Below are 26,442 nucleotides of genomic sequence, written 5' to 3'. Positions count from 1 at the left end.
CACGAGCGTGAACGACAACTACATCGTCGGCGTCGACATCGGAGGCACGTTCACCGATTGTGTCGCGGTGAGCGGCGAGGGGGGCATGACCCTGGGCAAGGCGTCCTCGACGCCGCGGAACTTTGCGCTGGGCGTGCTGGACGCCGTGCGCGACGCGGCGCGCAACCTCGGCATGGAGGACGAACGCGGGTTGCTGCAGGCCACCCGGCTCTTCTACCACGCGTGCACCATTGGCGATAACACGCTGATCACGCGCAGCGGCGCGCGCACCGGGCTCATCGCCACCGCCGGGTTCGGCGACACCATCCTGATGATGCGCGGCGGCGTGGTGGCCGGACTCCCCGAGTCCGAGGCCCACCACATGGCGGCCCTGACCAAGCCGGACCCCCTCGTGCCCAAGCGGCGCATCGCCGAGGTCAACGAGCGCGTGGACTTCGAGGGCGACGTGCTCGTGGGCCTGGATGAAGCCGAGGCCGAGGACGCCATCCGCAAGCTCGTGGACAACGGCGTCGAGTCCGTGGCGGTGTCGCTTATCTGGTCCATCGCCAACGATTGCCATGAGCGGCTGCTCGGGAAGCTGTTGCGGCAGCGCTACCCGGACCTCTTCGTCACGCTCTCCAGCGAGGCGGCGTCCTTCCAGGGGGAGTACGAACGCACGGCCACCACGGTGTTCAATGCCTACATCGGCCCGAGGATCAGCGCGTACCTGAACGACCTGCGCGCGCTGCTGCGCGACCGCGGACTTCAGCGCGAGCCGTTGGTCATGCAGGCTTACGGCGGCGTCCTGGGGGTGGACGATTCGGTGCGCAAGGCCGTGGGCACCATCGAGTCGGGCCCCGCGGCCGGGGTCGCGGCGTGCCGCTACATGGGCGGTTTGACCGGCATCGACCACATCGTGGCCGCGGACATGGGCGGCACCACCTTCAAGGTCGGCATCATCCGCGACGCCGTCATGGAGCGGGACTACCAGCCCGTCTTCCTGCGCTACCGTCTCTTGTCCCCCAAGATCTGGGTGGAGTCCATCGGCGCCGGCGGTGGCAGCATCGCCTGGATCGAGGAGGGGACGGGCCTCCTCAAGGTCGGTCCGCGAGGCGCCGGCGCCAGCCCCGGGCCGGTGTGTTACAACCGCGGCGGCACCGAGCCCACGGTCACCGACGCGAGCCTGATCCTCGGTTACCTGAACCCCGAGTATTTCCTCGGCGGACAGATTGCCCTCGACGTGGAGGCGGCGCGCCGGGCCGTGGCGGAGAAGGTGGCCGAGCCCCTGGGCATGAGCGTTACCGAGGCGGCCGGCGCCATCCACCGCATCGTCAACGCCCAGATGAGCGACCTTATCCGCAACGCCACCATCCAGAGGGGACACGACCCCCGAGGCGACACGATGTTCGCCTTCGGCGGTGCCTGCCCCGTGCATGCAGGGCGGTTCGCGGCCGAGTTGGGCATCGAGCAGGTGGTGGTCCCGGTGACCGCCTCGGTCCACGGCGCCGTGGGCCTGGTGGCCTCGGACGTCGTGTACGAGGAGGGGGTCTCCGACCGCTCCCTGGTGCCGGTGCCCCCGGACCGTCTGAACGCGTCATTCTCCCCGGTCCTGGCCAAGGTGCGCCGCAGCCTGGAGGACGCGGGTTTCGGCGATGATGACATCACCCTGGCGCGGAGCGTGGACATGCGCTACCGCTACCAGGTCCACGAGATCAACGTGCCGATCCCGCCGGGCGAGGCGCCCCTGACCGACGAGGACCTCGAAGCCGTGTACACGCGCTTCGACGGTCTCTACGAGGCCGCCTACGGGAAGGGTTCCGCCTACCGGGCCGCCGGGCGGGAGATCGTCACGTTGCGGGTCACCGGCTCGGGGGCGCTGCCCAAGCCTGCCCTGCGCGCGTTGGAGGGCGGCGGCGAGGCATCGGCCGCCCGCAAGGGCACCCGGCCGGTCTATTTCGAGGAGTTCGGCGACTTCGCGCCCACCGTGCTCTACGATGTCGCACGGATGCGCCCGGGCATGGTCATCGCCGAACCCGGTGTCATCGAGACACCCATCACGACCATCCTGATCAACCCGGGCGACCGGGCGGTGATGGACGAACTGGGCAACGTCCGCATCACGGTGGGGTCGCGCGCGACCCTTTCCAGGAGGGAGGACGATGGAGCGCAACGATAGCGGCAGCACCGTGGATCCGGTGACCTTCGAGATCCTCTCGCACCGGCTCCAGCGCATCGCCAAGGAGATGGGCGCCACCATCGAGCGGGTCGGCGGAACGGTCAACACCACCCAGATGCACGACTACATGGCCTCGCTCTACCGGGCCGACGGCGAGATCCTCGCCACCGGCGAGTCCATGCCCTGGCACGTGGCCTGCGCCGGCTTCACGGTGAAGTGGATCATCGAGCGCTTCGCCGAATACGACGGCGTGCACGAGGACGACGTGTTCCTCCTGAACGACCCCTACGTCTCCGCGGTGCACCAATCCGATGTCTACCTCATCTCCCCCATCCACGTGGAGGGGCGTCTGATCGCGTGGAGCGCGTCGTTCGTCCACGTGATGGACATCGGCGCCATGTCCCCGGGCGGCGATTCCCCCGAGGCCAAGGAGATCTGTCACGAGGGCCTGCGCATTCCCGGCATCAAGCTGGTGGACCGCGGCAACCTGCGCAAGGACGTGTTCGACACCCTCATCAACATGACCCGGCGTCCCGACATGGTGGCGCTGGACATCAACTGCCAGCTTGCCGGCCACAGCGTGGCCAAGTCGCGCATGAGGCAGTTCTACGGCCACCACGGCGTCGACCTCATGGACGCCGTGGCCGCCCAGATGATCGACTACTCCGAGCGCGCGCTGCGCAAGCGCCTGGAGGCGATCCCGGACGGCGAGTGGAGCGACAGCGCCGCCATCGAGTCCAGGGAGGGCTCGTGGACCGTCCGGCTGACCCTGAAGAAGCAGGGCAGCCGCATGGTCTTCGACTTCACCGGCACCGACCCCCAGGCGAGCGTCGGCGTCAACCTGCCTTACCACGCCACCTTCGGCACCTGCTTCGAAGGCATCGTGGAGACCGTGGCCTACGATTTCCCCCGCAACCACGGGCTGTTCCGGCCCATCGAGACCATCGCGCCGCCGGGGACCCTGGTGAACGTCACCCATCCGGCGCCGGTCTCCCTCAACACCACCTCGGGCGGCGCCACCGCCAAGTACGTGGTGGTATCGGTGCTCAACGGCATGTTGGCGGGCAGCGAGGCGTGGCGCGACGAGATCATGGTGCGGATCTGGGGCGGGCGACGGGTGCGGACGTCGGGGGTGAACCAGCACGGCGCGTTCTATTCCACGAGCCTGGCCATGTCGCCCCTCAGCGGCAGCGGAGCCCGCGCCACCATGGACGGGGTCGACACCACCAAGCTCGACTTCATGACCTGTCCCAACGTGGAGTGGCTGGAAATGAACTGCCCGATGCTGTTCCTGTTCCGGCGCCATGCCAGGGACCAGCAGGGAGCGGGCCGCTATCGCGGAGGCACCGGCGCGGAGATGGCGTTCTCGGTGCACAAGGCGCCGGAGGGCAAGATCGAAGGCGTCGCCTTCGGCGTGGCCGGTCTCGTCAACGGCGGCCGCGGCATCTTCGGGGGCTACCCCGGGGCGCCGAGCATCCTCGTGCACCTGGAGGGCACCGCGCTGGGTGAGAAGCTCCACGCCAACAGGGTGCCGCAGAACCTCGACGAGCTGGGAGGCACGCCGCGGGTGCTGCCCTACGCGAGCTTCGAGCTGAGGCCCGACGACGTCCTCTACTACACCTTGGGCATGGGCGGCGGCTACGGCAGCCCGTTGGACCGTGACCCCCGCGCGGTTCTGAAGGACGTGGAAGACGAACTGGTGTCGGTGGAGACCGCGCGCGACGTCTACGGCGTGGTCATAGACCCAGATTCCCTCGCCGTGGACTTCCAGGCGACCGAGGAGATCCGGCGACAGCGCCTTTCGGAGAACCGCGGAGCCGGGTCGTGAGCCGGCCGTTGCGGGAAAATCTCGAGCTTGTGGAGCAGCGGGGCGCGGAGTGGGTGCAATGCGCCGCCTGCGGCCACCGGCTGTGCGCCGCCGGCGAAGACTGGCGCGCGGCCTGCGTGACCCGGCTGCTGCCGCCCGGGCGCATGGGGCCGTTCCACCGGATCATGGAGGGGCGGGCGCTCCTGGAGGAGCGCTATTGCCCCCGCTGCGGGGTGTCGCTGGACGCCACGGTGATCATCAACGAGGAGCGGTCCACGCCACGCGCCGCGCCCAACCGGGTCAAGCCGGAGTCCGCGGTGCTGGAGGCGCGCGGCACGGCGGTGGTGGTGCTCGACCTGAACACCAAGGCCGAATCCCCGTCCCAGCCGGCGCAGTCGCTGATCCGCCCGGCTCGTGCCTTTCTCGACAAGGCCCGGGCGGCGTCCGTTCCGGTGGTGTTTACGGTGGTGGTGTGGGAGAAGGGCACGCCGGACGGCGCGGTGGCCCAGGCCCTCGCCCGGCGAGACGTAGAGCCGGTGCTCTATCCCAACGGCTACGACAAGTTCCTCGGCGGTGAGCTGCGGGCGCTGCTGGAAGATTGGGGGACCGACACGCTGGTGTTTCTGGGCGGTGCGGCCAACTTCGCGCTGCTCTACACAGCCACCACGGCGGCGCGCGCCCACGGCTACACGGTGGTGGTGCCAATGGACGGCGTTTACGCCCATTCCGACTACGAAATGGAGTACACGTTGCACCAGTTCACGGTCCTGCCGCGGGTCGCCGGCCGGTTCCGGTTCTCCAGGCTCGCCGCCATAGAGTTCCGTTAGGCGGGTTTCCCGCCGGCGGTCCGTACCACACGGCCCGGTCCTTCATCCTCTGCGGGCCGCCGTACCGTCAGTCCATGAGCGTATCGCCGACAAACCATCCGCCACCCCGGCGCCGGCCGCAATGGCGTCGGCTGTGGATGGGCGCGCCGCCCTTCATCGTCCTGAGCCTGATCGCGTTCGCGGTCATCGGCCTGCTGTTGGCGGTCGTGGTGCAGGTGGCGTTCCTCGAGGAAGGGCGGATAGCCGGCGGGGTCTGGACACTCGACAACTTCCACGAGTTCTTTCGCGATGACTCGGCCTTCCGGGCGTCCGTCAACACGTTCTGGTTCACCCTGGTCGTGGTGGTGACTTCGCTCACGCTGGCCGTGCCCATGGCGTTCCTGGCGGAGCGCACGGACTTGCCGGGACGCGGCTGGGTGGTGTCGCTGCTCACCATGACCTTGGCGGTGCCGGCCTTCTTCCCGGCCATGGGCTGGCAGTTCCTTCTCCATCCGCGCATCGGCGTGGTGAACCGGTGGCTGATGGATCTCTTCTCCCTCGACGCCGCCCCCTTCAACATCGGCGCTGTGCCAGGAATGGGCTTCGTTCAGGGCCTCAATTTCGTGGCGCTGGCCTTCATCATGATCGCGCCCGCCTTCCGCAACATGGACCCGGCCCTGGAGGAGAGCGCGCAGGTCCACGGCGCGCGCTTCCGGGACCGGCTCTGGTGCGTGACGCTGCCGCTCATGTGGCCCAGCATCCTGGCGGCGGGCCTCTACGTCATGGCGTTGGGGATCACGACCTTCGACGTCCCGGCGTTCCTCGGCATGAGCAACCGCACCTACACCCTGAGCACCTTCCTCTACGTGCGCGCCCAGCCCCTCGACGCGCCGCCGGACTACGGCATCGTCGGCGCCACCAGCGTCTTCATGATGGCCCTGGCGCTGCTCATAAGCTGGTGGTACCTGCGCACCATCCGGCGCGGCGAACGCTACCAGGTGATATCGGGCAAGGCCTATCGCCCGCGGCTCATCGAGTTGGGCCGGTGGCGCATCGCGGGCTGGCTCTTCATCGGATCGGTGGTCACGCTCAACCTGCTGTTGCCGCTGTTGATGCTCGTGTGGGCCTCCCTGATCCCGTTTCTCATGGTGCCGTCGTGGTCGGCTTTGGGTATGGTGACTTTGTCCAATTTCGAGAACATACCGTGGACTACCTTCTGGTCCTCGCTCCGGAACTCCGCGGTGCTGACGCTGGCGGTGCCGACCCTGGCGACGCTCGTCGGGGTGGCGCTGTCCTGGAACATCGTCAAGCGCAAGAACCGGCTCTCCGGGCTCTTCGACGTCGTCTCCTTCCTGCCCCACGTCATACCCAACATGATCTTCGCGGTGGGCGCGCTGTTCATCGCCCTGTTCTGGCTGCCGGCCTACGTTCCCTTCTACGGCACCATCGGCATCATCATCCTGGTGAACGTCGTCGCCCGGATTCCCTTCGCCACGAGGATGTACAACTCTTCGCTGTTGCAGATCCACAAGGATCTCGACGAGGCGGGCGCCGTGTCCGGGCTGGAGCCCATGACCGTGTTCTGGCGCATTGTGAGGCCGCTGCTCGCTCCGACTCTGCTCTACGCCTGGCTCTGGATGGCGCTCCTCGCCTACAGCGAGCTGACCATGGCGGCGCTCCTGGTGACCCGCCACAACACGACGCTGCCGGTCTACATCTGGGCCATCTGGGGAGACGGCGAGCTGAACCAGGCGGCCGCGGTCTCGCTCGTGGCGCTGGTCCTGGTAGTGCCGTTGATCGTCGTTTATTTCGCCCTCGGGCGGCGCGTGGTCATGTGGCAGGGGTAATTTGGACGAGTGCGACGCGCATGCCGGCTCCGCGGACGGGCGACGCCGCGACCTTGCGGACCACGAGACCAACCCGCTAGAAGGTGTGCGAGGTGCACAAGCGGGAGGCATGGGTAGTGTCCAACAACGGAGTTGAACGTCGAAGACGCACGGAAGGCGTCCTTTTTCTCATCGGATTCGGGTTGTGCATCCCGGCCGCCAACTGGCTCATCGGCAACGTGGGCACGGTGTGTCCGCCGGATTCGCCGTGCCTGATCCCGGTGGCGCCAGGGATCATGGCGCCTAGCGGTGTGGTGACCATCGGGTTGGCATTCGTCCTGCGCGACTTGGTGCAGCGGCGCATCGGAGTGAAATGGGCGGCCGTGGCGGTGGTGGCGGGGGCGGGTCTTTCGGCGCTGTTCGCGCCGCCGGCCCTGGTGATGGCTTCGGGCGCGGCGTTCCTGTTCTCGGAGGGGGCGGACCTCGCGGTTTACACGCCGCTGCAAAGACGCCGGCTGCTGCTCGCGGTTTTCGCCAGCAGCGTGGTCGGTCTCATCGTCGACAGCATTCTGTTCCTCTACCTGGCGTTCGGCAGCATCGAGTTCCTGCTGGGACAGGTCATCGGCAAGTCCTGGATGGTGGTGCTCGCCTTGCCCTTCATCGTGCTGCTGCGCCGGCGCGACGAGCGCTTGGGGCTGAGGCCGGCCTGACTGCCTTGGAGGACTTGCGCGGTTCGACGGAATCGTCCTAGAGTCGCATCGGGGTCGGCCGCGGGGTGCGGCGCAACGTCGACTTCTTCCGGAACCGCACCCGTACTGCCGCCGACCGTGGAGCCGACATGCTTCAGGATGCGCTGCTTTCCACCGGGTTGCTCATCGTCGTCGCCAAGCTCGCCGAAGGCCTCCTTCAACGCTTCCGGTTGAACTCCATCGTCGCCTACACGGCCACGGGGATACTCCTTGGGCCGGTCTTCGGTGTCGTCCATCTCAACGACTATCTGCACATCCTGCTCAGCATCGGGATCTTTCTCTACTTCTTCCTCATCGGCCTGGAAGAGCTCGACGTCTCGGCGTTCATGGCGTCCATCCACCGCCGTTTCTTCGTGGCGGCGGTCATTTCCGTCATCATTCCGCTCGTCGTGTCCCTGTTGGTCACGTCCAATCTCCTGTTCGACTTCGGGCTGGGTCTCGACTTCAGCGGCTCCCTCGCTCTCGCCGGAGTTCTTTCCCTGACCAGCCTGGGCGTGGTCGCCAAGGTACTGATCGACGCCGACCGCCTGCGGCAGCCGGTCGGTATCGAAATGTTCACCACCGCGCTCATCGCGGAACTGCTGGTGTTGCTCCTGGTGGGGTTTACCATCGGCGAGCACGCGGAGCATGTGACCCTGGCGGGGGTGCTGCTCCTGCTGGGACAGATCGCTGCTTTCATCGTGGTGACCTGGGTGTTGGCCAGCCGGGTCATCCCGCCCGTGATCGAGTTCCTGGAACGGCTGCTGCGCGTCCCGCAACTGTCGTTCGGGCTCATTCTGGGCCTGTTGTTCGTGGCGGTCGTGGGCGCCGAGGAGATGGGTCTGCACGGGTCCCTGGGCGCGCTGCTCCTGGGCGTCGCCCTGTCGCGCCTCCCGCACCAGGTGCACCGCGACATCATCCCCGGCCTGAAGAGCGTGGCGGACGGGTTCTTCGTGCCGCTCTTCTTCAGTTCCGCGGGCCTGCACCTGGGCCTGTCGTTCACCGAGATGCCGATCTGGACCATCGCGGCGCTGGTGGTCGTCCCGTTCGCCGGAAAGTTCGCGGGGGCGTGGCTCGGCGCCTCCATGGCTCGTTTCGATGCGCCGGTCACCCTCGCCACGGGCCTGATGGCCAAGGGGGTCGCGGAAATCGCCGTCCTGCTCGTGCTCCTCGAACACGGCATCATCGGCAGCGACGTCTTCTCGCTCTTCGTCCTCATCATGCTCGCCTACATCCTGCTGGCGCCGCCGTTCATCGGCATCGCGGTGAGCCGTGTCGAGGCCGGGGAGCCGGTGTCGCCGGCGGAGGATCTGCCGCCTTCCATGATCCGCTTCGCCCTGGACAACATCAGGGTCGGCGACATCATCGACCGCAACCACGCCCACCCCGGCCGCGAGCTGTCGGTGCGGGACTTCGCGGACCGATGGATCAAGCCCGGCCAGCAGGACTATGTGGTCGCCGACCGTGACGGCCTGGCCGGCATCGTTTCTCTCGCCATGTTGCGCTACTTGCCCAAGCACGCTTGGTCCGACACGCCGCTTGCCAAGATCGTGCGCGAGGCCACGCCCACCACGTGGACCGACGAGCTGGTGGAAGACGCGCTCCAGCGCATGTCGGAGAACTCCCTCACCGCCATTCCCGTGCTGGACCGGGAAACGCGGGCATTCGTCGGCACCATCACCAGCCAGGAGATCCTGGAAATGATCACCACCGAAGTCCGGGGAGAGGTGTAGGCGGTATGCGTTGCACAGAATAGCCATTTTGGCTATTCTCACGTTATGAAGGAAATCGCGGCAAGGGAAGCCAAGAATCGTTTCGGGCACCTGATCGACGCCGTCCAGAGCGGACCCGTGCGCGTGACCAAGAACGGCAGGGCGGTGGGAGTCATGATGTCGGTACAGCAATTCGAGCGATTGCGCGGTGCCGCGTGGGAACGCTTGGCGGTGACCATGGACGATGCCGGCGGGGAAGCCTCGGCCAACGGTCTGACCGAGGCAGGGCTGGAGGCGCTCCTGGCGGATGAAAGCTGAACGCGTCGTCGTCGATACGAATGTCCTGATCAGCGCGGTGCTGCTCCCACAAGGGTCTCCGAGGGCGGTTCTGGAGGCGGTTCGTTCCGACAACGGAGTGCTGCTGTTCTCGGATGAGACCTTCGAGGAGTTGCGAAGCCGGCTGTGTCTTCCGCGGTTCGATGCCTACGTCGGCCGCGAACGTAGAGCGCTTTACATCGCCCAGGTTCAGGCGGTGTCGGAATGGGTATCGATCACGAACGCGAAGCTGGGCTGCCGGGATCCCGATGATGACAAGCTCTTGGAGACGGCGTTGCTGGGCCAGGCGGACTGTCTGATTACCGGGGATCGGGATCTACTTGAGATGTCCCCGTTTCAGCGGATACCGATCCTGACACCGGCGGGCTTCCTGGAGTCGCGCGTATCCGGCTGAGTCATATGGTAGAGTATCTGGCAAGATGTGCAGAGTAATTCTTGCCGGGGCCTTGCCAAGGCACCGGATGCTTGGCGGGCACCCTGACGCGGGGGCGCGCCGGACGAGGACGAACCCATGAAAGAACCCTTCAAGACGGACCTCGAGGCGATCCAGAAGCGGGCTCGCGAGAAGATGGAGCAGGGCGCCATCACCGGCGCCTACCTGGCTGATCGGGAGCAGGTGCTCGCGGTGCTGAACGAGGTGCTGGCCACCGAGATCGTCTGCATCCTGCGCTACAAGAACCACTACTTCATGGCCAGCGGCATCAACGCCGGGCCGGTGGCGGCGGAGTTCCTGCAGCACGCCAACGAGGAGCAGATGCACGCCGACTGGGTGGCCCAGCGCATCACCCAGCTCGGCGGCTCGCCCAACTTCAGCCCCGACGGGCTGGCCACCCGCTCCCACGCCGCGTACGAGGAAGGCGACACCCTGGAGGCGATGATCAAGGAGGACCTGGTGGCCGAGCGCGTCGCCATCGAGACCTACTCCGAGATCATCCGCTGGCTCGCCAACGACGACCCCACCACCCGCCGCATCATCGAGGACATCCTCAAGATGGAGGAAGAGCACGCCGACGACCTGGCGAGCCTGCTGGTGACGCTGGGGAAAAGTGGGTGAGGCTCGTCGTCGGCGCGGCGGCCGTGGCGGTGGCCGCCGCCTTGGCGGCATGGGCGCTGTGGCCGGGCCATCACGGTATGCACCGGCCGGTCGGTAGGACGGGGACGGTGTCCGAAACCTCGGTGGCGTCCACGGCGGGAATGCCGGGCGAGACGATATTCAATCAGAAGTGCGCCGTGTGCCACGGACTGCAGGCGGCCGGTTCGTCCCAGGGACCGCCGCTGGTCCACCCGTACTATGAGCCGGGCCATCACTCCGATTTGGCGTTCCTGCTGGCGGTGAAACGGGGCGTTCGAGCGCACCACTGGCGTTTCGGCAACATGCCGCCGGTTCCGGGCCTCTCGGACAAGGACGTGAGGGCCGTCATCGATTACGTGCGCGCACTGCAACGGGCCAACGGGATCTTCTGAGGTCCCCCTTACGGTTTGCCATGACACGACTCTCCCGGCTGGCGGTCACCGCCCTGGCACTCGTCCTGGTTTGCGGCACGGCGCTCGCGCACCGCGACGCCACCGGCATCGTCAAGCAGCGCATGGACGCCATGACCGCCATGGGGGATGCCATGAAGGCGCTACGGGCGATGATGCGCGGAGCCCAGCCCTACGACGCCGAACGCGTGAGGGTGCACGCCGCGACCATCGCCGGCCACGCGGGCGAAAAGATGACGGCGCTGTTCCCCGAAGGGAGCTTGAACCACCCGACGCGGGCCAAGCCTGCGATATGGACCGATTGGGAGCGCTTCGCCGAGTCGGCGCGGCAACTGGCCATGTACGCGGACGCGCTGGCGGCAGTGTCCAATGACCGGGCGCCGGGCGCCGTCTTCAAACGTCTGCAACAGACCTGCTCCGACTGCCATCGGGCCTTCCGCACGAAGAAGTGACGCGACGATTGTCGAATGACGTTTCGAGGGGACGCGGAAACGACGGAGAGCAACGTCAGTCCAGCTTCGCCCGCAGCAGTTCGTTCACCAAGCGGGGGTTGGCCTTGCCGTGGGTGGACTTCATCACCTGGCCGACGAAGAATCCCAACAGATTGGTCTTGCCCTGGCGGTAGAGGGTGACGTTGTCCGGGTTGGCGGTGAGGACGGCTTCCACCACGGGCTCCAGTCGAGCCGCGTCCGCCACCTGCCGGAGCCCGAGCCGGTCGACGATGTCGGCGGGGCGCCCACCCTGTGCCACCATCTCGGCGAAGACCTGCTTGGCGGCGTTGCCGGAGATGGTCTGGCCGTCGATGAGAGCCACCAGCTCGGCCAGGGCCGCCGGGGTCAATGGCAGCGAGTCCAGGGTGTTTTCCTTGAGGTGCGCGCGCAACTCGTTGACGATCCAGTTGGCCACCGACTTGGCGTTGTCGTGGGCGCGCACCGCCTCCTCGAAAAACCCCGCCAAGTCCTCGTCCGACGCCAGCAGCAACGCGTCGCCGGCCACGAGCCCGAGCCGGTCGCGGTAGTGCTCCATCCTGGCGCATTGCGCCGGCGTCAGTTCCGCGAAGGCCGGAGATTTTCTTTCGGCCGGACCTTGCCCCACATTCCTCGGTGCGGTCTGCGCCTTGCGGGAGCGCCTGGGCGCGCTGCCCTCGCCCCGCTGGACGATCTTGAGCCAGGAGTCCCGCAGCGTGACGATGCGGTTGAACACCAAGGCATCGGCGGTGGAGTCCGGATCCGCGCAGAAGTAGCCCAGCCGCTCGAACTGGAACCGCTCACCCGGGAGGGCGCCGCCGAGGCTCGGCTCCACGAGTCCCTTGACGGCCTCGAGGGACTTGGGATTCAGCAGCTCCCGGTAGTCCCGCTCCGGATCGCCTTGCGGGTCCGGCACGGAGAACAGACGGTCGTAGAGCCGCATCTCCGCTTCCAGTGCGTGGGCGGCGGACACCCAGTGGATGGTGCCCCGCACCCTCTTGCCGCTCGTGTCGGAACCGCTCCGGGTCCGCGGGTCGTAGGAGCAGCGCAGCTCCGTCACCTCGCCCGTGGCGGGGTCCTTGACCGCTTCGTCGCACCGGATGATGTAGGCGTAGCGCAGTCGCACCTCGCGGCCCGGCGCCAGCCGGTGGTAGCCTTTGGGCGGCTCTTCGAGGAAGTCCTCCCGCTCGATGTAGAGCTCGCGGGAAAAGGGAACGGTGCGCGACCCTTCCCTGGGTACGTCATGCGGGTAGTACGGCGCCTCCAGTTGCTCCACGCGGTCTTCCGCGTAGTTGGTAAGCACTACCTTGAGGGGGCGCTCCACGGCCAGCACGCGCGGGGCCTTTTGGTTCAGGTCGTCGCGGATAAAGTATTCGAGCTGGCCCATCTCCACGGTGTTGTCGCTCTTGGCGATGCCCACGCTGTGGCAGAAGTCGCGGATGGCCTCGGGGGTGTAGCCGCGCCGTCGCATCCCCGCCAGGGTGGGCATGCGCGGATCGTCCCAGCCCCCGACGTGCCTTTCCTCCACCAGCTCCAACAGCCGGCGCTTGCTCATGACGGTGTAGTCCAGGTTGAGTCGCGCGAACTCGATCTGGCGCGGGGTCGAGGGGACGTCCACCTGCTCCAGGATCCAGTCGTAGAACTCGCGGTTGTTCTCGAACTCCAGCGTGCAGAGCGAGTGGGTGACCCCCTCCAGCGCGTCCGACAGCGGGTGGGCGAAGTCGTACATGGGATAGATGGGCCAGGCGTCGCCAGTGTGGTGGTGGGTGACGTGACGGATGCGGTAGATCACCGGATCGCGCATCTTCATGTTGGCCGCCGCCATGTCGATCTTCGCTCGCAGCACGTGGGCGCCGTCCGGGAACTCGCCGGCGCGCATGCGCGCGAACAGGTCGAGGTTCTCGTCCGCCGGGCGGTCGCGGTAGGGGCTCTCGCGGCCCGGCTCCGTCACCGTGCCGCGGGTCTCGCGGATCTCCGCCTCGCTCAGGCTGCACACGTAGGCACCGCCGCGCTCGATGAGCTGGACGGCGAAGCGGTACAGTTCCTCGAAGTAGTCGGAGGCGTTGTACAGCCCCTCGCCCCAGTCGAATCCCAGCCAGCGGATGTTGTCCTTGATGGCCTCGACGAAAAGCGTGTCCTCCTTGGCCGGATCGGTGTCGTCGAAACGCAGGTTGCAGCGCCCGCCGAACTCCAGCGCGACGCCGAAGTTCAGGCAGATGGACTTGGCGTGGCCGATGTGGAGGAAGCCGTTGGGCTCGGGCGGGAAACGCGTCACCACCCCGCCGGGATGCTTGCCGCCGGCCAGGTCGTCGCGGACGATGGCGCGGATAAAATCCAGCGGGGCCTCGCGCCTGCCGGCGTCGTCGGTCTTGGGGGTCTTGATCATGGGTTCGAGGAAGGCTTTCCAGGTTTGAGAGCTAGTCTACCCGATCCCGCGCCGCTCATGAAGCACGTGGCGGGTTCCGGTACCCATCGGGCGTTCTTCGGGCTATAGATGGCGTATCAGACAAGGAGGTGCGTGATGCCGCTACTCGACCACGTCGGGGTCAAGGTCACCGACCTCGACCGCTCCATCCGGTTCTACAGCGATCTTTTCGGCTTCGAGATGGTGGACCGCCGCATGCTCGGCAGGAGCAACGTAGAGGCCGCCGCCATGCAGGTGGGCGGAAGCATCATCTTCCTGCTGCACGAGGCATCGTACCAGGCCCGCAGCCCCGAGGAGCACGGCGGCGTGGACCATTTCTGCCTGACCTTCACCGATCCGGAGTTCCGGGAAATTCTGGAGCGCATCGAGGCCATGGGCGTGAGGTTGGAAGGCGGCGTGGTGCCACGGACGGGCGCGACCGGGCGAAGCGACTCGCAGTACATCCTCGATCCCGACGGCAACCAGATCGAGGTCAAGACGGGACTTTAAGCCCTCTCACGCGTGCAGCCGGTCCTTGCCGGCCACGGTGGTGCGCCGCAACAGCCGGCGCTCCTCGTCCGGGTAGAACGTACGCGCGTGGATGGAGCAGAAGTTGTCCCACATCAAGAGGTCGCCCACCTCCCAGACGTGCTCGTACCGGAAGCTTGGGTCCTCGGCGATGTCGAACAGGTCGCTCAGGATGGCGTCGCTCTCCGCCCGCTCCATTCCCTCGATGCGCACCGACATCATGCGGTTCACGTAGAGCGCCCTGCGGCCCGTCACCGGGTGGGTGATGAAGATGGGCTGCACGTAGTAACGGGCGCCGCTCAGATCGATGTCGGCGTCCACCGTGTGCCGCTGGTAGTCGTAGACCTGCAGCACCGTGCATCCCTCCAGCTTCGTCTTGAGGTCCGCCGGGATGTTCTCGTAGGCGGCGTACTGGTTCGTCAACAGGGTGTGGCCGCCGTGGCTGGACACCTCGATGCCGTAGAGGATGGTGACGTGGTCGGGGATCTCGTGGAAGGCGGTGTCCTGGTGAAAGCCCATCTCCCGGTCGCCGTTGGCCGAGGAGCCCGCCAGGGGCTTCCCGTTCTCCCTGATGTTGCTCACCACCATCACCGGCGTGGTGTAGATGTCGTCCGCCGACTTCCGCAGGCGCGGTCCGATGGTGCGCTTGCCGATGTCGCCGAAGGTGGTGGTGAAGCGGTTCTGCTGCTCCACCGTGAGGCTCTGGCCGCGGAAGAGCAGGGCGATGTTTTCGTAGAACGCGTCGAGGATGTCGTCGCGGACTTTGTCGTCGAACGGTTCGCTCACGTCCAGTCCCAGCACCTCAACGCCCAGGGCCGGTGAGAGCGGCCTTGTGGTCAGGCTCATGTTATTGCCTCCAAATGAGAGTCTTTCATCTCCGCGCAACAGGCTGTGTCACAATCCGCTCGAACAGGAAATAGCGCCAACCTCCCGAATCGTCATTACCGCGGAAGCGGGAATGACGGCAAGGGGCGTCGTTGCCATTTCGTTCCTCGCCGTCCTCACGCGTGCACCGGTTCCTTCCCCGCCACCGTGCAGCGCCGCAGGATGCGCGCCTCCTCGGCGGGGAAGTCGGTGCGCGCGTGGATGGAGCAGCGGTTGTCCCACATCAGCAGGTCGCCCACGCGCCACCGGTGGTCGTAGACGATGCGGTCGTCCTCGGAGATGTCGAAAAGCTGGTCGAGGATGGCGTCGCTCTCGGCCAGATCCATGCCTTCGATTCGGGCGGTCATGGTGCGGTTCACGTACAGCGCCTTCTTGCCGGTGACCGGATGGCGCACGAAGATGGGCTGCGAGTCGCTGCGGGCGCCGGTCAGGTCCACGTTGGGGTCGATGCGGTAGCGGTTGTAGTCGTACACCTGGAAGACGGTGCGTCCCTCCAGCCGGTCACGCAGTTCGCGCGGGATGTTGTCGTAGGCGCGGTACATGTTGGCGACGCGCGTAAGCCCGCCCTCGGAGGTGACCTCCATGCCGTACAGCATGGTGACGATGTTGGGCACCGGGTAGAAGCAGGTGTCGTGGTGGAACCACATCTCGCCGTCGCCGAAGGAAGCGGTGTTGCCCGTAGGTCCGTCGTCGCTGCGGTTGGTGACCATCATGATCGGGTTTGCGTAAGCGTCCTTCGGGGACTTGACGAAACGCGCTCCCACGGTGCGCTTGCCGAGCTCGCCGAAGGTGGTGGCGAACGCCGTCTGCTGGTCCTCGGTAAGGTCCTGTCCGCGGAACAGCAGCAGGACGTGCTCGTGAAACGCGTCCAGGATCGCTTCGCGGTCCGCCTCGGTGAGCGGCTCGCGCAGGTCCATGCCCTCGATCTCCGCGCCGATGGCGGGGGAGACGGGTTTGACGGTCAGATTCATGGGATTCACCTCCCGAGGTACCGGCGGCGCACCCGCGTGGGCTCGATGCCGCGGCGCCTCATCGCAGGTCTTCGGGGATGATCCGGCCGTCGTCGACGATCATTTCCCCGTCGAGGTGGAACGCGGCCCGGCGCAGGATCAGGTCCTCGTGGGCCAGCGTGGTGTTCTTTCCGCCCAGGGCGTAGTTGGCGCCGAAGGCGATCTGCACGTTGCCGTAGGTGGAGCGGGCGTCGCGGGCGCCTTCCTCGGTGCCGCGCTGCGCCACTTCCACCCAGCGCGCCCGCGGGTCGGTGCCCCAGCCGATGTGGGAGATGATGAACGCTTGGGGATCTCCCGACTGTTCCAGGTGCTCCCGGAGCAGGATGGCGTCCACCCCGCCCTCGACGGCCGTGATGCGCCCGTCCCTGACGTCGATGCGCACGGGGTCCTGCACGTAGCGGCCCAGCATCACCAGCAGATCGCCGGGGTCCAGCATCAGAGTTCCGTTGGCGCTGTCCTCCAGCGGCGCGCAGTAGAGGAAGCCCGAGGGCCAGCTGTCCCAGCGTCCGGGCACGTCGCTGATACCGTACTGCGTGACGCCGCGCCGGCCGTCCTTGCGCATGGAAAGGTCGGTGCCGGTCCCGGTGGTGACGCGTATCTCCCCGGCCTCCTCCAGTTTCCGCGCGCCGTTGAGGGTCCGCTGCCGCACCGCCTCGTCCGGGAAGCAGCGCCGGAGCTGGTCCTCGGTGCCGCGTACCTGGAGCACCCGGGTGCCCCCGGACAGCACGTCGGCAAGCGTTCTGCTGTAGAGGTAGAGGACGCCGCCGGTGGTGATGTCCACCACCAGGTGGGCGGTCTTGAGGATCTCCACCACCGGCGCCACGTCGGTGTCGTTGCCCTCGGTGCCGGGCAGAAGGGGAATCTTGATCTCGAACGCGCTGGCGGCCACTTCCTTGGCGGCGGCCAGGAATGCGGCGGCGTAGTTGGTGTTGGTGCGGGTGTCGGTGAAGATGACGACGGTCTCGTCGGACGTGGCCCGACACAGTGTCAGCTCGCGCAGCACCATGCCGTAGAGATCGCCCGCGATAGCCCCGGTAGTTGGAAATCGTACCGTCATGGACGTACCGTCCGCTCAAGCGAATCTATCCCCGCGCCCGTGCAGGTGTCAAGGTTCGCCGGGTTCCGAAGCGGGCCGGTGATTGGTATGTTACACCACCATCAAGTGTCGTGTTCCGTAATTTCCTGGCATAAGTTGCGCAGGATTTTTCGTTGTCGGCAAGGCGCGATGACGAGCAGTGGCGGGCACCACGCGAGGAAGAGCAACGCAGCCGACGGCGAAAAAGACCAGCAAATTGTGCCACGAAATTACGGAACACGACACTAGGAGGTAACGTCCATGCAATGGCTCGAGAACGAGGTGGCGGTCGTGACCGGGTCCGGGTCGGGGATCGGCAAGGCGGTGGTGGCGCGTTTCGTGGAGGAGGGCGCCAAGGTGGTGGCCTTCGACATGTCCGGGGAACGGCTGGCGGCGCTGAAGGACGAGATAGGCGACAGTGTGGCCGTGGTGTCCGGCGACGTGCGGAGCCTGGAGGACAACCGGCGGGCGGTGGCCGCGGCGGTGTCGGAGTTCGGCAAGCTCACCGTTTTCGTCGGCAACGCCGGCATCCACGACGCCAAGCGGCCGCTGGCGGAGCTTTCGGACGAAGAGCTGGAGCAGGGCTACGAGGAAGTCCTCGGGGTCAACGTCAAGGGCTACTTCATGGGCGCCAAGGCCGCCATCCCCGAGCTGATGAAGACCCGCGGCAACATGGTGTTCACGCTTTCCACGTCGTCCTACTACGTGAGCGGCGGGACCTTGTACGTCGCCTCCAAGCACGCGGCGCTGGGCCTCGTACGGCAGTTGGCCAACGAGCTGGCGCCCACGGTGCGGGTCAACGGTGTGGCGCCCTCCGGCACCGCCACCGGCCTGCGCGCGGCGCCGTCCCTGGCCCCGGGAGCCGGAGGCGACGACGTCTTCGGCGCGCCCCGGCCGCCGGCGGGGCTCGCCAATAACCTCCTCGAGGTCGCCGTGGTGCCGGAGGACCACGCCGCCGCCTACGTGCTGCTGGCTTCGTCCCAGTCCCGCATCATGACCGGCGAGGTGATCCACACCGACGCCGGCCGCGGGGTCACGTCGGTGATCAACCTCAGGCAGGGCTGAAGAACAGTTCCGCCAGAAACGGTTCCGGCCAGGGCACGTGGAGGATGTGCTCGAAGACGCCGTAGATGAAGGCCCAGGCCGCCGCCGCCAGGAGGGAGGCCAGGAGCCAGCCCGCGCCGTAGGTCTTGGCGTAGCCAAAGACGAACAGCGGCACGGCGGTGGGGAAGCCGATGATCCGGATGGCGGCGTAGAAGCCCAGGATCCAGCCCCAGATCTCGAGGTTGCCCCAGCGGCCCGAGGATTGCAGGGCGGGGGCGTCGAAGTGAATGCCCCCGGCCTCCTCGCCGCCGCGGCGCGGCCACAGGTCCTTGATGACCTGGACCGCGGCCAGGACAACGCCGGCGCTGCCGAGCACGAAGACGATGATGGAGGCGCGCAGCTCGTCCCAACTGTCGGCCACGCGCAGCGTCCACAGCAGCAGCAGCCCGATGAGCACGGTGAAGAGGACGCTCTCGTAGAGCATCCGCCGGTCGCGGTTCATGGCTCCGGCACCCCCTCGTTCGACTCGCGAGCCCGCTGTCGCGCGGCGCGCCGGTCTTTCCAGATCGGGTAGCAGAGCGACGCGGCCACCAGGATCAGCAGCACGATCACCGCCGGCCGCAGCAGCCACTCGAGTCCGTACCGCGTGTAGGACAGCCACAGATACGTTTCCATCTTGGTGCCCAGCACCACCCCCAGGAGCAGCGGCGGGCGCGGCCAGCCGTGCCGGCGCATCATGAAGCCCAGCAGCGAGAACGCCAGCAGGGCGTGCAGGTCGTTGAGGCTGAAGTTGGCGGAGAAGGCGCCGATGAAGACGAACACGGCCACCAGCGGCACGATGCTGTGGAACGGCATGAAGCAGGCCCGCGCCATGGGCCTGGCGAGGACGCCGCACAGCACCACGGCGATGACGTTGCCGATGACCAGCGTCCAGATGACCGCGAAGGTGAGGTCGAGTTGGGTGGTCAGCATGTCCGGCCCGGGCTTGATGCCCACGGCTACGAACGCGGTGAGGATCAGCGCGGTGGAGGTGCTGCCCGGGATGCCGAAAGCGAGGGTGGGGATGTAGCCGCCTCCCTCCTTGGCGTTGTTGGAGGCCTCCGGCGCGATGACCCCGCGGATGTCGCCCTTGCCGAAGCTCCCGGTGTCCTTCTCGGTCTGCACGGCGTGGGCGTAGGCGAACCAGTCGGCCACGGAACTGCCCAAGCCCGGCAGGAAGCCCACCCACGCGCCGATGGCCGAAGACCGCACCATCAGCCACCAGTGCCGGAACACGTCCTTGATGCCCTGGAAGAAGCCGCTGCCCAGCTCTTCGCTCTCGGCGATGCTGGTCTTGCGGCTCGCCAGGTCGATGATTTCCGGGATGCCGAACAGGCCCAGGGCGACGATGATGAGGCTGATGCCGTCCCAGAGGTAGTCGTAGTCGAAGTCGAAGCGGGGGATGCCGGATTTCGCGTCCATGCCCACGGTGGCCACGAGGACGCCGATGATGCCGGCGATGATGCCCTTGACCGGGGCGTTGCCGCTCAGCACCGCCACCATGGTGAGGCCCCACAGGGTCAGGACGAAGAACTCCGGCGAGCCGAAGGTCAGCACCAGCGGGCGCAGCACCGGCAGCGAGGCCACCAGCACCAGGGCGCCCACGAACCCGCCCAGCAGCGAGGCGGTGAAGGACGCGCTCAGAGCCCGCGCGGCCTGCCCCTGCTTGGCCAGGGGGTAGCCGTCCAGGATAGTGGCCTGGGACCCCGAGCTTCCGGGGACCGAGATGAGTATGGAGGGGAAGGCGCTGGCGGTGTTGCCCACCGCGTCCATGCCCACCAGCAGCGCGATGACCGGATAGGGGTCCTTCATGGTCATCACGAAGGGGAGCATGATGGCCAGGGTGGTGGGGCCGCCGATGCCCGGCAGGAACCCCACCAAGCTCCCGATCAGCACTCCCAGGGCCATCATGCCCAGGGAGTGCCAAGTCAGGATACCGAGCAGGCCGTCAAACGCGGCTTCGAGCATCCGCTATTTACTTTTTCTTCTTGCCCGTGGGCAGGCCGTGCTCCTTGCGGATGTTGAAGAGGAAGTCCTTGACTTCCTTCGGGGCGTCGGTGGCCTCCATGACCAGCTTTGTGGTGGCCGCACCGTCGCGGGTCCGCCAGGCTTCGCCGAAGAAATTGGTGGCCTGCGCCTGGAACCCCGGGTCCTTCACCATCTCGGCCCAGGCGGTGTGCAGGATGTTCATGACGTTGTCCGGTGTCCCCTTGGGGGCGTGCAGGAACTTGTCCACGTCCGAGGGTCCGGTCCACACCTTGTAGGCCTGCCAGGATGCACCGGACGGTTTCCTGTCTCCGAGCACCTCGGCGAAGGTGGGGACGTCGGGGAAGTCCTTGCGGCGCTTGTCCGTGAGCAGCACGAGGGTGTCGACCACGCCGTCCTTCTGAAGGTCCCGGATGAGCTTGGCGTTGCCGGTGCCCCACATCTCGATCTCGCCCTGGCGCAGGGCCAGCACCATCTCGCCGGTGCCGGCGTAGCCGAAGATCCACCGGGTGTTCCAGTCCAGGTACTTGGCGCCCCACACGGTCATGGCCACCCACGTGCGGATGCCGTCCGAATCGCCCACCACCACAGGCTTGGCCTTGGGGTCGCCGAGGCGCTTGCGCGCGTCCTTGCGCACCATGAGGATGCTGCCGCCGCGCATGATGGAGCCGATATAGTTGTACTCCCGCGGGTTGTACTTGACCCGCTTACCGCCGCGGACGTAGGTGCTCAGCGCCGACGACGAGTCCTGCGACATGGTCAGTCCGTCCGCCTTGGCGCGGCGCGTGAAGTAGTTGTTGGCCACCGTGCCGCCGCCGCCGGGCATGTTGCGTACGATGGTATCCGGATTGCCGGGGATGAACTTGGGCAGGTAGCGGGAAACCAGCCTGGCCGTGGTGTCCGTGCCGCCGCCGGGGCTGGACGACACCAGGACGGTGATGGTCTTCCCTGCGTAGTAGTCCGCCGCCGGGGCGGCGGCCGCCAGCAGTGTGATGGCGGCGAGCACCGTGACGATGGCCGTGGCGCGAGTGCGTGTCATGGTCGAGTCCTCCTTGGTCGATCTGCCTTACGTAGGCAAACCGCGTAAACTATTAGGTTCGCGGGATCGTGTCAATACGGTCCGCGCCACGTCGGCGCGGTCCGGCGGGCGTTGACCGGGGGTGGACGGGCCTACATCCCCACGCCCGACGTTTCCATGCTCTCCTGGCGGTGAAGCCCGAAGGCTTCCAGCACCGGGGCGTCGTGCATGCAGAACAGGATCGCTTCCTCGCCGGCGGAACGGTTCAGGTGCTCGTGCCAGCTCCACAGCGGCACGATGAAGCTGTCGCCCTTGTCCCATTCCAGCGTCTCGCCGTTGATGACGGTGGCGCCGCTGCCGCGGAACGCGTGGTAGATGCCGGTGCTGTTGTGGCGGTGCGCGCGGGTGCGTTCTCCCGGGCGCAGCATCTGTGCGCGGCACGCCAGCGTCGGCAGGGTGCTGCCGCCGGTGAGCGGGTTCACGTAGTCGAGGGCCACGCCGTCATAAGGGTCGCCCGCGGTCTGCGCCAGCGCCCGCAGGGAGCGGTAGGTGTCCTCCCAGCGGTAGTGGAGCGGCGCGGGCGCCGCCTGTTTGCCGGTCCGCACCGGGCGGGTCATGCCGAAGTGGGAGGCCTCCTGTGCGCTCGCGTGGGTGGCCTGCTTCTCCTCGGCATAGGGCTCGTAGGAGATCACCTGGAGCGACTGGATGAGCGGCACGTCGAGGCCGTCGAGCCACACCATGGGCGCGCTGCCCTCGTGGCCGTGGTCGTGCCAGGTGCCCTGGGGCGTGAGGATGAGGTCTCCCTCGGCCATCATGAGCTTCTCGCCGTTGACCACGGTGTAGGCGCCCTCGCCCTGCACGATGAAGCGGAGGGCCGCCATGCTGTGACGGTGCGCCGGCGCCACCTCGCCCGGCTGGATCATCTGGCAGGCCAGCAGCATCGTGTGGCTGGTCATTTCGATGTGCCGCATGCCCGGGTTCACGAGCCGGATGGTGCGGCGCTCGGTGCGCCCCTTCTCGATGCCGATGCGGTCGCGCGCCTGCAGCAGGCTCTGGTAGACGTCGTCCCACTTCCACAGGTGCGGCACCACCTTGGTCTTGGGGTCGGGGGTACGCTCCTGGCGGTCGAGCTTCCACAAGCCCGAGAGCCAGCGCTCGGCGAGGAACTCGTCCAGTTCCGTCAGGTCCTGTGTCGCGGTGGTCATGGGGTGTCGTTCCTCCGATCCCGGCTGATCATCGACTTCGCTCCGACTCCGGCCCGCGCCCCTTCGGCGGGCGCCGCCGCGGGCCGTCCTCAGCGCAGCGCGTAGCCCATCTCGTAGTGGATGTAGATGCCGTCGAAGAAGAACCAGCGCATCTTCGCGCTCTCCCGGGCGTAATGGACGGCCATTTCCTGGAGTTCGGGCGTGGTGCAATACCGTTCGAGGATCTCGAAGCCGCGGCCGCCGTGCTCGGTGTCGACGTCGGCGTGGAGCCAGAAGTGCTCGATGGCCGCTTCGTCGAAGCGATAGACGTCGCGCAGGGCGGGCAGCACCTTGCTGTACAGCATCGGCGACTGGGACTCGGTGCCGACGTTGGTGGCGGCCACGCTGCAGATGAAGGACTCGTCCTTGCACACGCGGTTGAACCAGCTCACCCAGGCCTCGGTGGTGGGCAGGCCACGGCCGCGTTTGGCGGCTTCGGCGTCTCCGCCGTTGGCGGTGCAGAAACGCAGGATGATGTCCAGGTGCGGCCGTTCCGGGTCGCTCTCCTCCAGGTAGTTGCCCAGCAGCAGCCGTTGCACCTCCAGGGGTGTGTTGGCGGCCTTGTACAGCTCGCCGCGGTAGATGTTGCTGATCCAGTGGTACTGCTCGATGGCCCAACCCATCATGGCGTTGCGACTGAGCTTGCCCGCGGCCCACTTCTCGGTCAGCGGATGGTTCGCGCAGTGCCGCTCCAGCACAGCGGCTTCGAGCCTCTCTCTAAGGGAACCGGTGCTTGCCATGTGTCGCTCCGTCGCCGTCGCACGCCCGAAAGGTCTTCCCGCGGCCGCCGGCGCATCCCGACCGGCGCGGCGCCCCATATCACCACGCGCCCCGACGGACTGTCAAGCGCGGCCCGGCGCCGCGCATGGCCGCGGGCCGTCACTTCTTCGACGGCAGCCGCTCGCGTTTCACCACCACGCGCTGGTGGCGGCCCTCGCCGATCTTCTCGCGCTCGTTGTGCGCCTCCACCGTGAAGCTCAGGCGGCGCCCTTCCACCCCGATGAGCTTCGCACTCGTGCGGACGGTCTCGCCCATGCCCGTCCCGGCGATGTGGGAGATCTCCACCCGCACTCCCAGCGACACCTCGTCGTCGTCCAGGTACGGGCGTACCGTTTCCACGCACGCGCGCTCCATGTGGCCGACCATGGCCGGCGTCGAATAGACCAGGAGACCTTCGTCGGCGATGTGCGCCGCCGCCATCTCCCGCGTCGTTTCGATCACCCACTCGCCTTCGAGTCCTTCCACGATTCCGTCTTCACGAGTCCTCCGTTGCCGTCTTCGTTCCCGTTCCCCACTATGGTGCATATCGGCTATACTGCAAAGCGGCCAAGGGGCCGTCATGGGGCTGTAATGGAGAAGGTTGTTCGCAAACTCGCCTCGTCGGGGAAAGGGAGACGTCCTGAATCATGAGTGCGGCATTGCAGGGGACCATGGCGCTCGATTTGAGCGGGCACGTGGCCGGGCCGTTCTGCGGCAGTTTGCTGGGGGACCTCGGGTGCGACGTCATCAAGGTGGAGCTGCCCGACGGAGGCGATACGCACCGGGGACGGAATCCGCTGTACGAGGGCTATGGTCCGAGCTTCCGGGCGCTCAACCGCAACAAGAGAAGCCTCACTCTGGACTTGCGGAAACCCCAGGGGAAGGAAATCCTGCTCAAGCTGCTGGAAAGGGCGGACGTCCTGCTGGAGAACTTCCGGCCGGAGACGCGCTCGAAGCTGGGGCTTGACTACGAGCGGCTCTCGAAGCTGAATCCCCGGCTGATCCATTGCTCCATCACCGGCTACGGGCAGGAGGGGCCCTACCGCGACAAGCCGGGCTTCGACACTATCGGCCAGGCATTGAGCGGCATGCTGAGCCTCATGACCGACTTCGACCAGCCCAAGGTGGTGGGGGTCTCGGTCACCGATCACTCCACCGGGATTTTCGCGTGCTACGGTATTCTCGCGGCGCTGCTGGCGCGCCACCACACCGACCGCGGCCAGTTCGTGGACGCGTCGCTCCTGCGCATCAGCATGGCGTTCATCGAGTCGCACATGGCCGACTACCTGAACGGCGGCGAGGCCATCACACGGGAAAACTTCCCGCGCGGACGCATCTACTGCTTCATCCCCAGCGACAAGAAGCCGCTGGTGATCCACTTGTCGGGGCACCAGAAGGCTTGGGAGGGGCTGGTGAGCGCGGTGGGCCGCCGTGACCTGCTGGACGACCCCCGCTTCGCTACCCGCAACGACCGCTGGCACCACCACTACGACATCGTCCCGATCCTGCAGGCGGAATTCGAGAAACAGCCGCGGGACCACTGGCTCAAGGCCCTGGACGCGGTGAACGTGCCCAACGCCCCCATCTACAAGATCGACGAAGTGCTGGACGACCCGCAGGTGAAGGAGATGGGGCTGCCGCAGGAGATCCGCCATCCGAAGATGGGGTCGAGCAACCTCATCGGCAACGCCATCCGGCTGTCCGACACTCCCATGCGTTTTCACCGGCCGGCGCCGCTGCTGGGTGAGAATACGGACGAGATCCTGCGGGAGCTCGGATACGATGACGAAGCCTTGGCGGAGTTGCGCGAGGGCGGAGTGACTTGATCAGGAGGCAGGCCATGACCAGCAAGGAATTCGTTCAGGAGTTGCGGGACAAGGTCAGGGCCTTCTGCGCCACACTCGACGATCGCCCGCCCGCCTACAGCTACGTTCCGTTGACCACCGACGAGCAGCGCGTCCGGGTCATGAAGAGCCGGCTGTGGAACGAGTTGCGGGCCGCGGACCTCTTCGGCGGCTGGCTCAAGACCACGCCGGAGCTTGAGGTCAAGACCATGATGGCGCGCTCCGCCCACGAGGAGATGACGCACGCCGGGCTTCTCATGGGGCGCATCCGGGACCTCGGCGGCGATCCCTTCGACTACCGCGCGCTGCCGGCGCAGATGTCCATGTTCAACGCCCTGGAAGCCCTTCCCGACACCTGCCAGCGGATGGCCGGCTTCTCCATGGCCGGGGAAGGGGTGGCCAACTATCTCATCGAGAAGTGCCTGGCCGCGCCGTCGGTTCCCGACTGGATCAAGGCTCCGTACAAGCGCATCCTGGCCGACGAGGAGGGGCACGGCACCGGTCCCGAGGCCATCCTGGAACGCTACGCCGTTACGCCGGAGAGCCAGGACGCCACGCGCAGGGCGGTGGCCATGCGCTTGGTGCTGATGCGGGAGTACCTCGCGAGCCTGGACCGGTGGGCCACGGCCGAGGCCGAGTGGTGAGCGCGCCACCGGTGTCCTTCGAGCGGCTTGTCCTGAGCGTAGCGAGGTCTGCCGAGCGAAGTCGAAGGGCCATTGTTGACGCCGGGCCGGTGGTGGTGTAGAGCCTGTGTCAAAAGGGCGGACGTGCGCGAAAAGTCCACAAGGGGGTAGAACAAAATGGCAGACAACGGAACACTCGAGGGCTGCGAAGTCATTATTTCCTCGGACTCCCACGTCATGGAGCCGTCCGAGGCTCTGGTGGAAAGAGCGCCGGCTTCGTACAAGGACCAGGTGCCGCGCTTTCCCCAGTTGAAGGTAGGAGAGAGCTTCCAGACGCAGCCGGGGGGATCGGATCCGAACAAGCGCATCACCGAGATGGAGACCGACGGCGTGAGCGCCGAGGTTCTCTTCCCGACCTATCTGCTGCCGCACTTCGCCATGGACGACGCCAAGCTGCAGGAGGTGTCGTTCCGCGCCTACAACGACTGGGTCATGGATTACTGCTCGGTGGCGCCCAACCGGCTGGTGGGCGTGGCCGCCATCTCCATGTACGACACCGACCACGCGGTGAAGGAGCTTGAACGCGCGGCCAAGGCGGGCCTCAAGGGATCGCTCATCTGGCAGGCGCCGCACGCGGACCTGCCGTTCCACTCGGACCACTACG

Annotated in this window: 26 protein-coding genes; 16 read left to right on the top strand and 10 right to left on the bottom strand. The window is 66.9% G+C overall.

Features of this window, described 5'->3' with window-relative positions:
* Positions 1–7 precede the first annotated feature (7 nt).
* From OXU42_13545 to OXU42_13495, 11 genes are all read left to right on the top strand, one after another.
* Positions 8–2,155: a hydantoinase/oxoprolinase family protein gene (locus OXU42_13545; protein MDE0030412.1), complete on the top strand. Its 2,148-nt coding sequence runs from the start codon at positions 8–10 to the stop codon at positions 2,153–2,155.
* Entirely contained in the window at positions 2,139–3,983 is a 1,845-nt protein-coding gene (locus OXU42_13540; GenBank protein ID MDE0030411.1) for a hydantoinase B/oxoprolinase family protein, read from the top strand. Before OXU42_13545 ends, OXU42_13540 begins: the two co-directional genes overlap by 17 nt.
* Complete coding sequence (locus OXU42_13535; protein MDE0030410.1) at positions 3,980–4,789, top strand: isochorismatase family protein; 810 nt, start codon at positions 3,980–3,982, stop codon at positions 4,787–4,789. Before OXU42_13540 ends, OXU42_13535 begins: the two co-directional genes overlap by 4 nt.
* A gap of 137 nt (positions 4,790–4,926) precedes the next feature.
* Complete coding sequence (locus OXU42_13530) at positions 4,927–6,615, top strand: iron ABC transporter permease (GenBank protein ID MDE0030409.1); 1,689 nt, start codon at positions 4,927–4,929, stop codon at positions 6,613–6,615.
* A gap of 116 nt (positions 6,616–6,731) precedes the next feature.
* On the top strand, positions 6,732–7,304 hold the full coding sequence (locus OXU42_13525; protein MDE0030408.1) for a VUT family protein: 573 nt from the start codon (positions 6,732–6,734) through the stop codon (positions 7,302–7,304).
* A 128-nt stretch (positions 7,305–7,432) separates the two neighbouring features.
* Positions 7,433–9,055: a cation:proton antiporter gene (locus tag OXU42_13520; protein MDE0030407.1), complete on the top strand. Its 1,623-nt coding sequence runs from the start codon at positions 7,433–7,435 to the stop codon at positions 9,053–9,055.
* 45 nt (positions 9,056–9,100) lie between these two features.
* A complete protein-coding gene (locus tag OXU42_13515; protein ID MDE0030406.1) occupies positions 9,101–9,352 on the top strand; it encodes a type II toxin-antitoxin system Phd/YefM family antitoxin in 252 nt (83 codons plus the stop codon).
* On the top strand, positions 9,342–9,764 hold the full coding sequence (locus OXU42_13510; GenBank protein ID MDE0030405.1) for a putative toxin-antitoxin system toxin component, PIN family: 423 nt from the start codon (positions 9,342–9,344) through the stop codon (positions 9,762–9,764). The genes OXU42_13515 and OXU42_13510 overlap by 11 nt, the downstream gene beginning before the upstream one ends.
* 117 nt (positions 9,765–9,881) lie before the next feature.
* Entirely contained in the window at positions 9,882–10,424 is a 543-nt protein-coding gene (locus tag OXU42_13505) for a ferritin-like domain-containing protein (protein ID MDE0030404.1), read from the top strand.
* Positions 10,421–10,834 carry a cytochrome c gene (locus OXU42_13500; GenBank protein ID MDE0030403.1) on the top strand — a complete coding sequence of 138 codons (414 nt, stop codon included), beginning with the start codon at positions 10,421–10,423 and terminating at the stop codon, positions 10,832–10,834. Before OXU42_13505 ends, OXU42_13500 begins: the two co-directional genes overlap by 4 nt.
* A gap of 20 nt (positions 10,835–10,854) precedes the next feature.
* Complete coding sequence (locus OXU42_13495; GenBank protein ID MDE0030402.1) at positions 10,855–11,304, top strand: cytochrome c; 450 nt, start codon at positions 10,855–10,857, stop codon at positions 11,302–11,304.
* A 55-nt stretch (positions 11,305–11,359) separates the two neighbouring features.
* On the opposite strand, the gene OXU42_13490 is transcribed toward OXU42_13495, so the two are convergent.
* Positions 11,360–13,705 (bottom strand): glutamine--tRNA ligase/YqeY domain fusion protein, encoded by a 2,346-nt coding sequence (locus OXU42_13490; protein MDE0030401.1) that lies wholly within the window; start codon positions 13,703–13,705, stop codon positions 11,360–11,362.
* A gap of 135 nt (positions 13,706–13,840) precedes the next feature.
* Here OXU42_13490 and OXU42_13485 point away from each other — a divergent pair, with 135 nt between their 5' ends.
* On the top strand, positions 13,841–14,233 hold the full coding sequence (locus tag OXU42_13485) for a VOC family protein (GenBank protein MDE0030400.1): 393 nt from the start codon (positions 13,841–13,843) through the stop codon (positions 14,231–14,233).
* A 6-nt stretch (positions 14,234–14,239) separates the two neighbouring features.
* Here the strand turns inward: OXU42_13485 and OXU42_13480 are convergent, their stop codons facing one another.
* The 3 genes from OXU42_13480 to OXU42_13470 all read right to left on the bottom strand — a co-directional run bounded on the left by OXU42_13480 (position 14,240) and on the right by OXU42_13470 (position 17,203).
* Positions 14,240–15,097 (bottom strand): TauD/TfdA family dioxygenase, encoded by an 858-nt coding sequence (locus tag OXU42_13480; GenBank protein MDE0030399.1) that lies wholly within the window; start codon positions 15,095–15,097, stop codon positions 14,240–14,242.
* Positions 15,098–15,252: 155 nt separating this feature from the next.
* Complete coding sequence (locus OXU42_13475) at positions 15,253–16,107, bottom strand: TauD/TfdA family dioxygenase (protein MDE0030398.1); 855 nt, start codon at positions 16,105–16,107, stop codon at positions 15,253–15,255.
* Positions 16,108–16,165: 58 nt separating this feature from the next.
* Positions 16,166–17,203, bottom strand: coding sequence for a hypothetical protein (locus tag OXU42_13470; GenBank protein MDE0030397.1), 1,038 nt, complete (start codon positions 17,201–17,203; stop codon positions 16,166–16,168).
* A 279-nt stretch (positions 17,204–17,482) separates the two neighbouring features.
* On the opposite strand from OXU42_13470, the gene OXU42_13465 reads away from it, so the two are divergent.
* Positions 17,483–18,286: an SDR family oxidoreductase gene (locus tag OXU42_13465; protein ID MDE0030396.1), complete on the top strand. Its 804-nt coding sequence runs from the start codon at positions 17,483–17,485 to the stop codon at positions 18,284–18,286.
* Here OXU42_13465 and OXU42_13460 read toward each other — a convergent pair.
* The 6 genes from OXU42_13460 to OXU42_13435 all read right to left on the bottom strand — a co-directional run bounded on the left by OXU42_13460 (position 18,273) and on the right by OXU42_13435 (position 23,797).
* Positions 18,273–18,767: a tripartite tricarboxylate transporter TctB family protein gene (locus tag OXU42_13460; protein MDE0030395.1), complete on the bottom strand. Its 495-nt coding sequence runs from the start codon at positions 18,765–18,767 to the stop codon at positions 18,273–18,275. The two genes, OXU42_13465 and OXU42_13460, sit on opposite strands and share 14 nt — an antisense overlap.
* Complete coding sequence (locus OXU42_13455) at positions 18,764–20,272, bottom strand: tripartite tricarboxylate transporter permease (GenBank protein ID MDE0030394.1); 1,509 nt, start codon at positions 20,270–20,272, stop codon at positions 18,764–18,766. The genes OXU42_13460 and OXU42_13455 overlap by 4 nt, the downstream gene beginning before the upstream one ends.
* A 7-nt stretch (positions 20,273–20,279) precedes the next feature.
* A complete protein-coding gene (locus OXU42_13450; GenBank protein MDE0030393.1) occupies positions 20,280–21,329 on the bottom strand; it encodes a tripartite tricarboxylate transporter substrate-binding protein in 1,050 nt (349 codons plus the stop codon).
* A gap of 131 nt (positions 21,330–21,460) precedes the next feature.
* Complete coding sequence (locus OXU42_13445; GenBank protein MDE0030392.1) at positions 21,461–22,513, bottom strand: cupin domain-containing protein; 1,053 nt, start codon at positions 22,511–22,513, stop codon at positions 21,461–21,463.
* Positions 22,514–22,602: 89 nt separating this feature from the next.
* Complete coding sequence (locus OXU42_13440; protein MDE0030391.1) at positions 22,603–23,292, bottom strand: iron-containing redox enzyme family protein; 690 nt, start codon at positions 23,290–23,292, stop codon at positions 22,603–22,605.
* Positions 23,293–23,431: 139 nt separating this feature from the next.
* Positions 23,432–23,797, bottom strand: coding sequence for a thioesterase family protein (locus tag OXU42_13435; GenBank protein MDE0030390.1), 366 nt, complete (start codon positions 23,795–23,797; stop codon positions 23,432–23,434).
* 161 nt (positions 23,798–23,958) lie between these two features.
* Here OXU42_13435 and OXU42_13430 point away from each other — a divergent pair, with 161 nt between their 5' ends.
* The 3 genes from OXU42_13430 to OXU42_13420 form a co-directional block, all read left to right on the top strand.
* Positions 23,959–25,137, top strand: a complete 1,179-nt coding sequence (locus OXU42_13430) for a CaiB/BaiF CoA-transferase family protein (GenBank protein ID MDE0030389.1) — start codon at positions 23,959–23,961, stop codon at positions 25,135–25,137.
* Between the two features lie 14 nt (positions 25,138–25,151).
* Positions 25,152–25,799, top strand: coding sequence for a hypothetical protein (locus OXU42_13425; GenBank protein MDE0030388.1), 648 nt, complete (start codon positions 25,152–25,154; stop codon positions 25,797–25,799).
* Positions 25,800–25,955: 156 nt separating this feature from the next.
* Positions 25,956–26,442: amidohydrolase family protein (locus tag OXU42_13420; GenBank protein MDE0030387.1), on the top strand; the 487-nt coding region annotated here is incomplete at its 3' end.

The sequence above is a fragment of the Deltaproteobacteria bacterium genome, from assembly GCA_028818775.1.
Classification (GTDB): Bacteria; Desulfobacterota; Binatia; order UBA9968; family JAJDTQ01; genus JAJDTQ01.
This window is presented reverse-complemented; position numbering and strand designations above follow the sequence as displayed.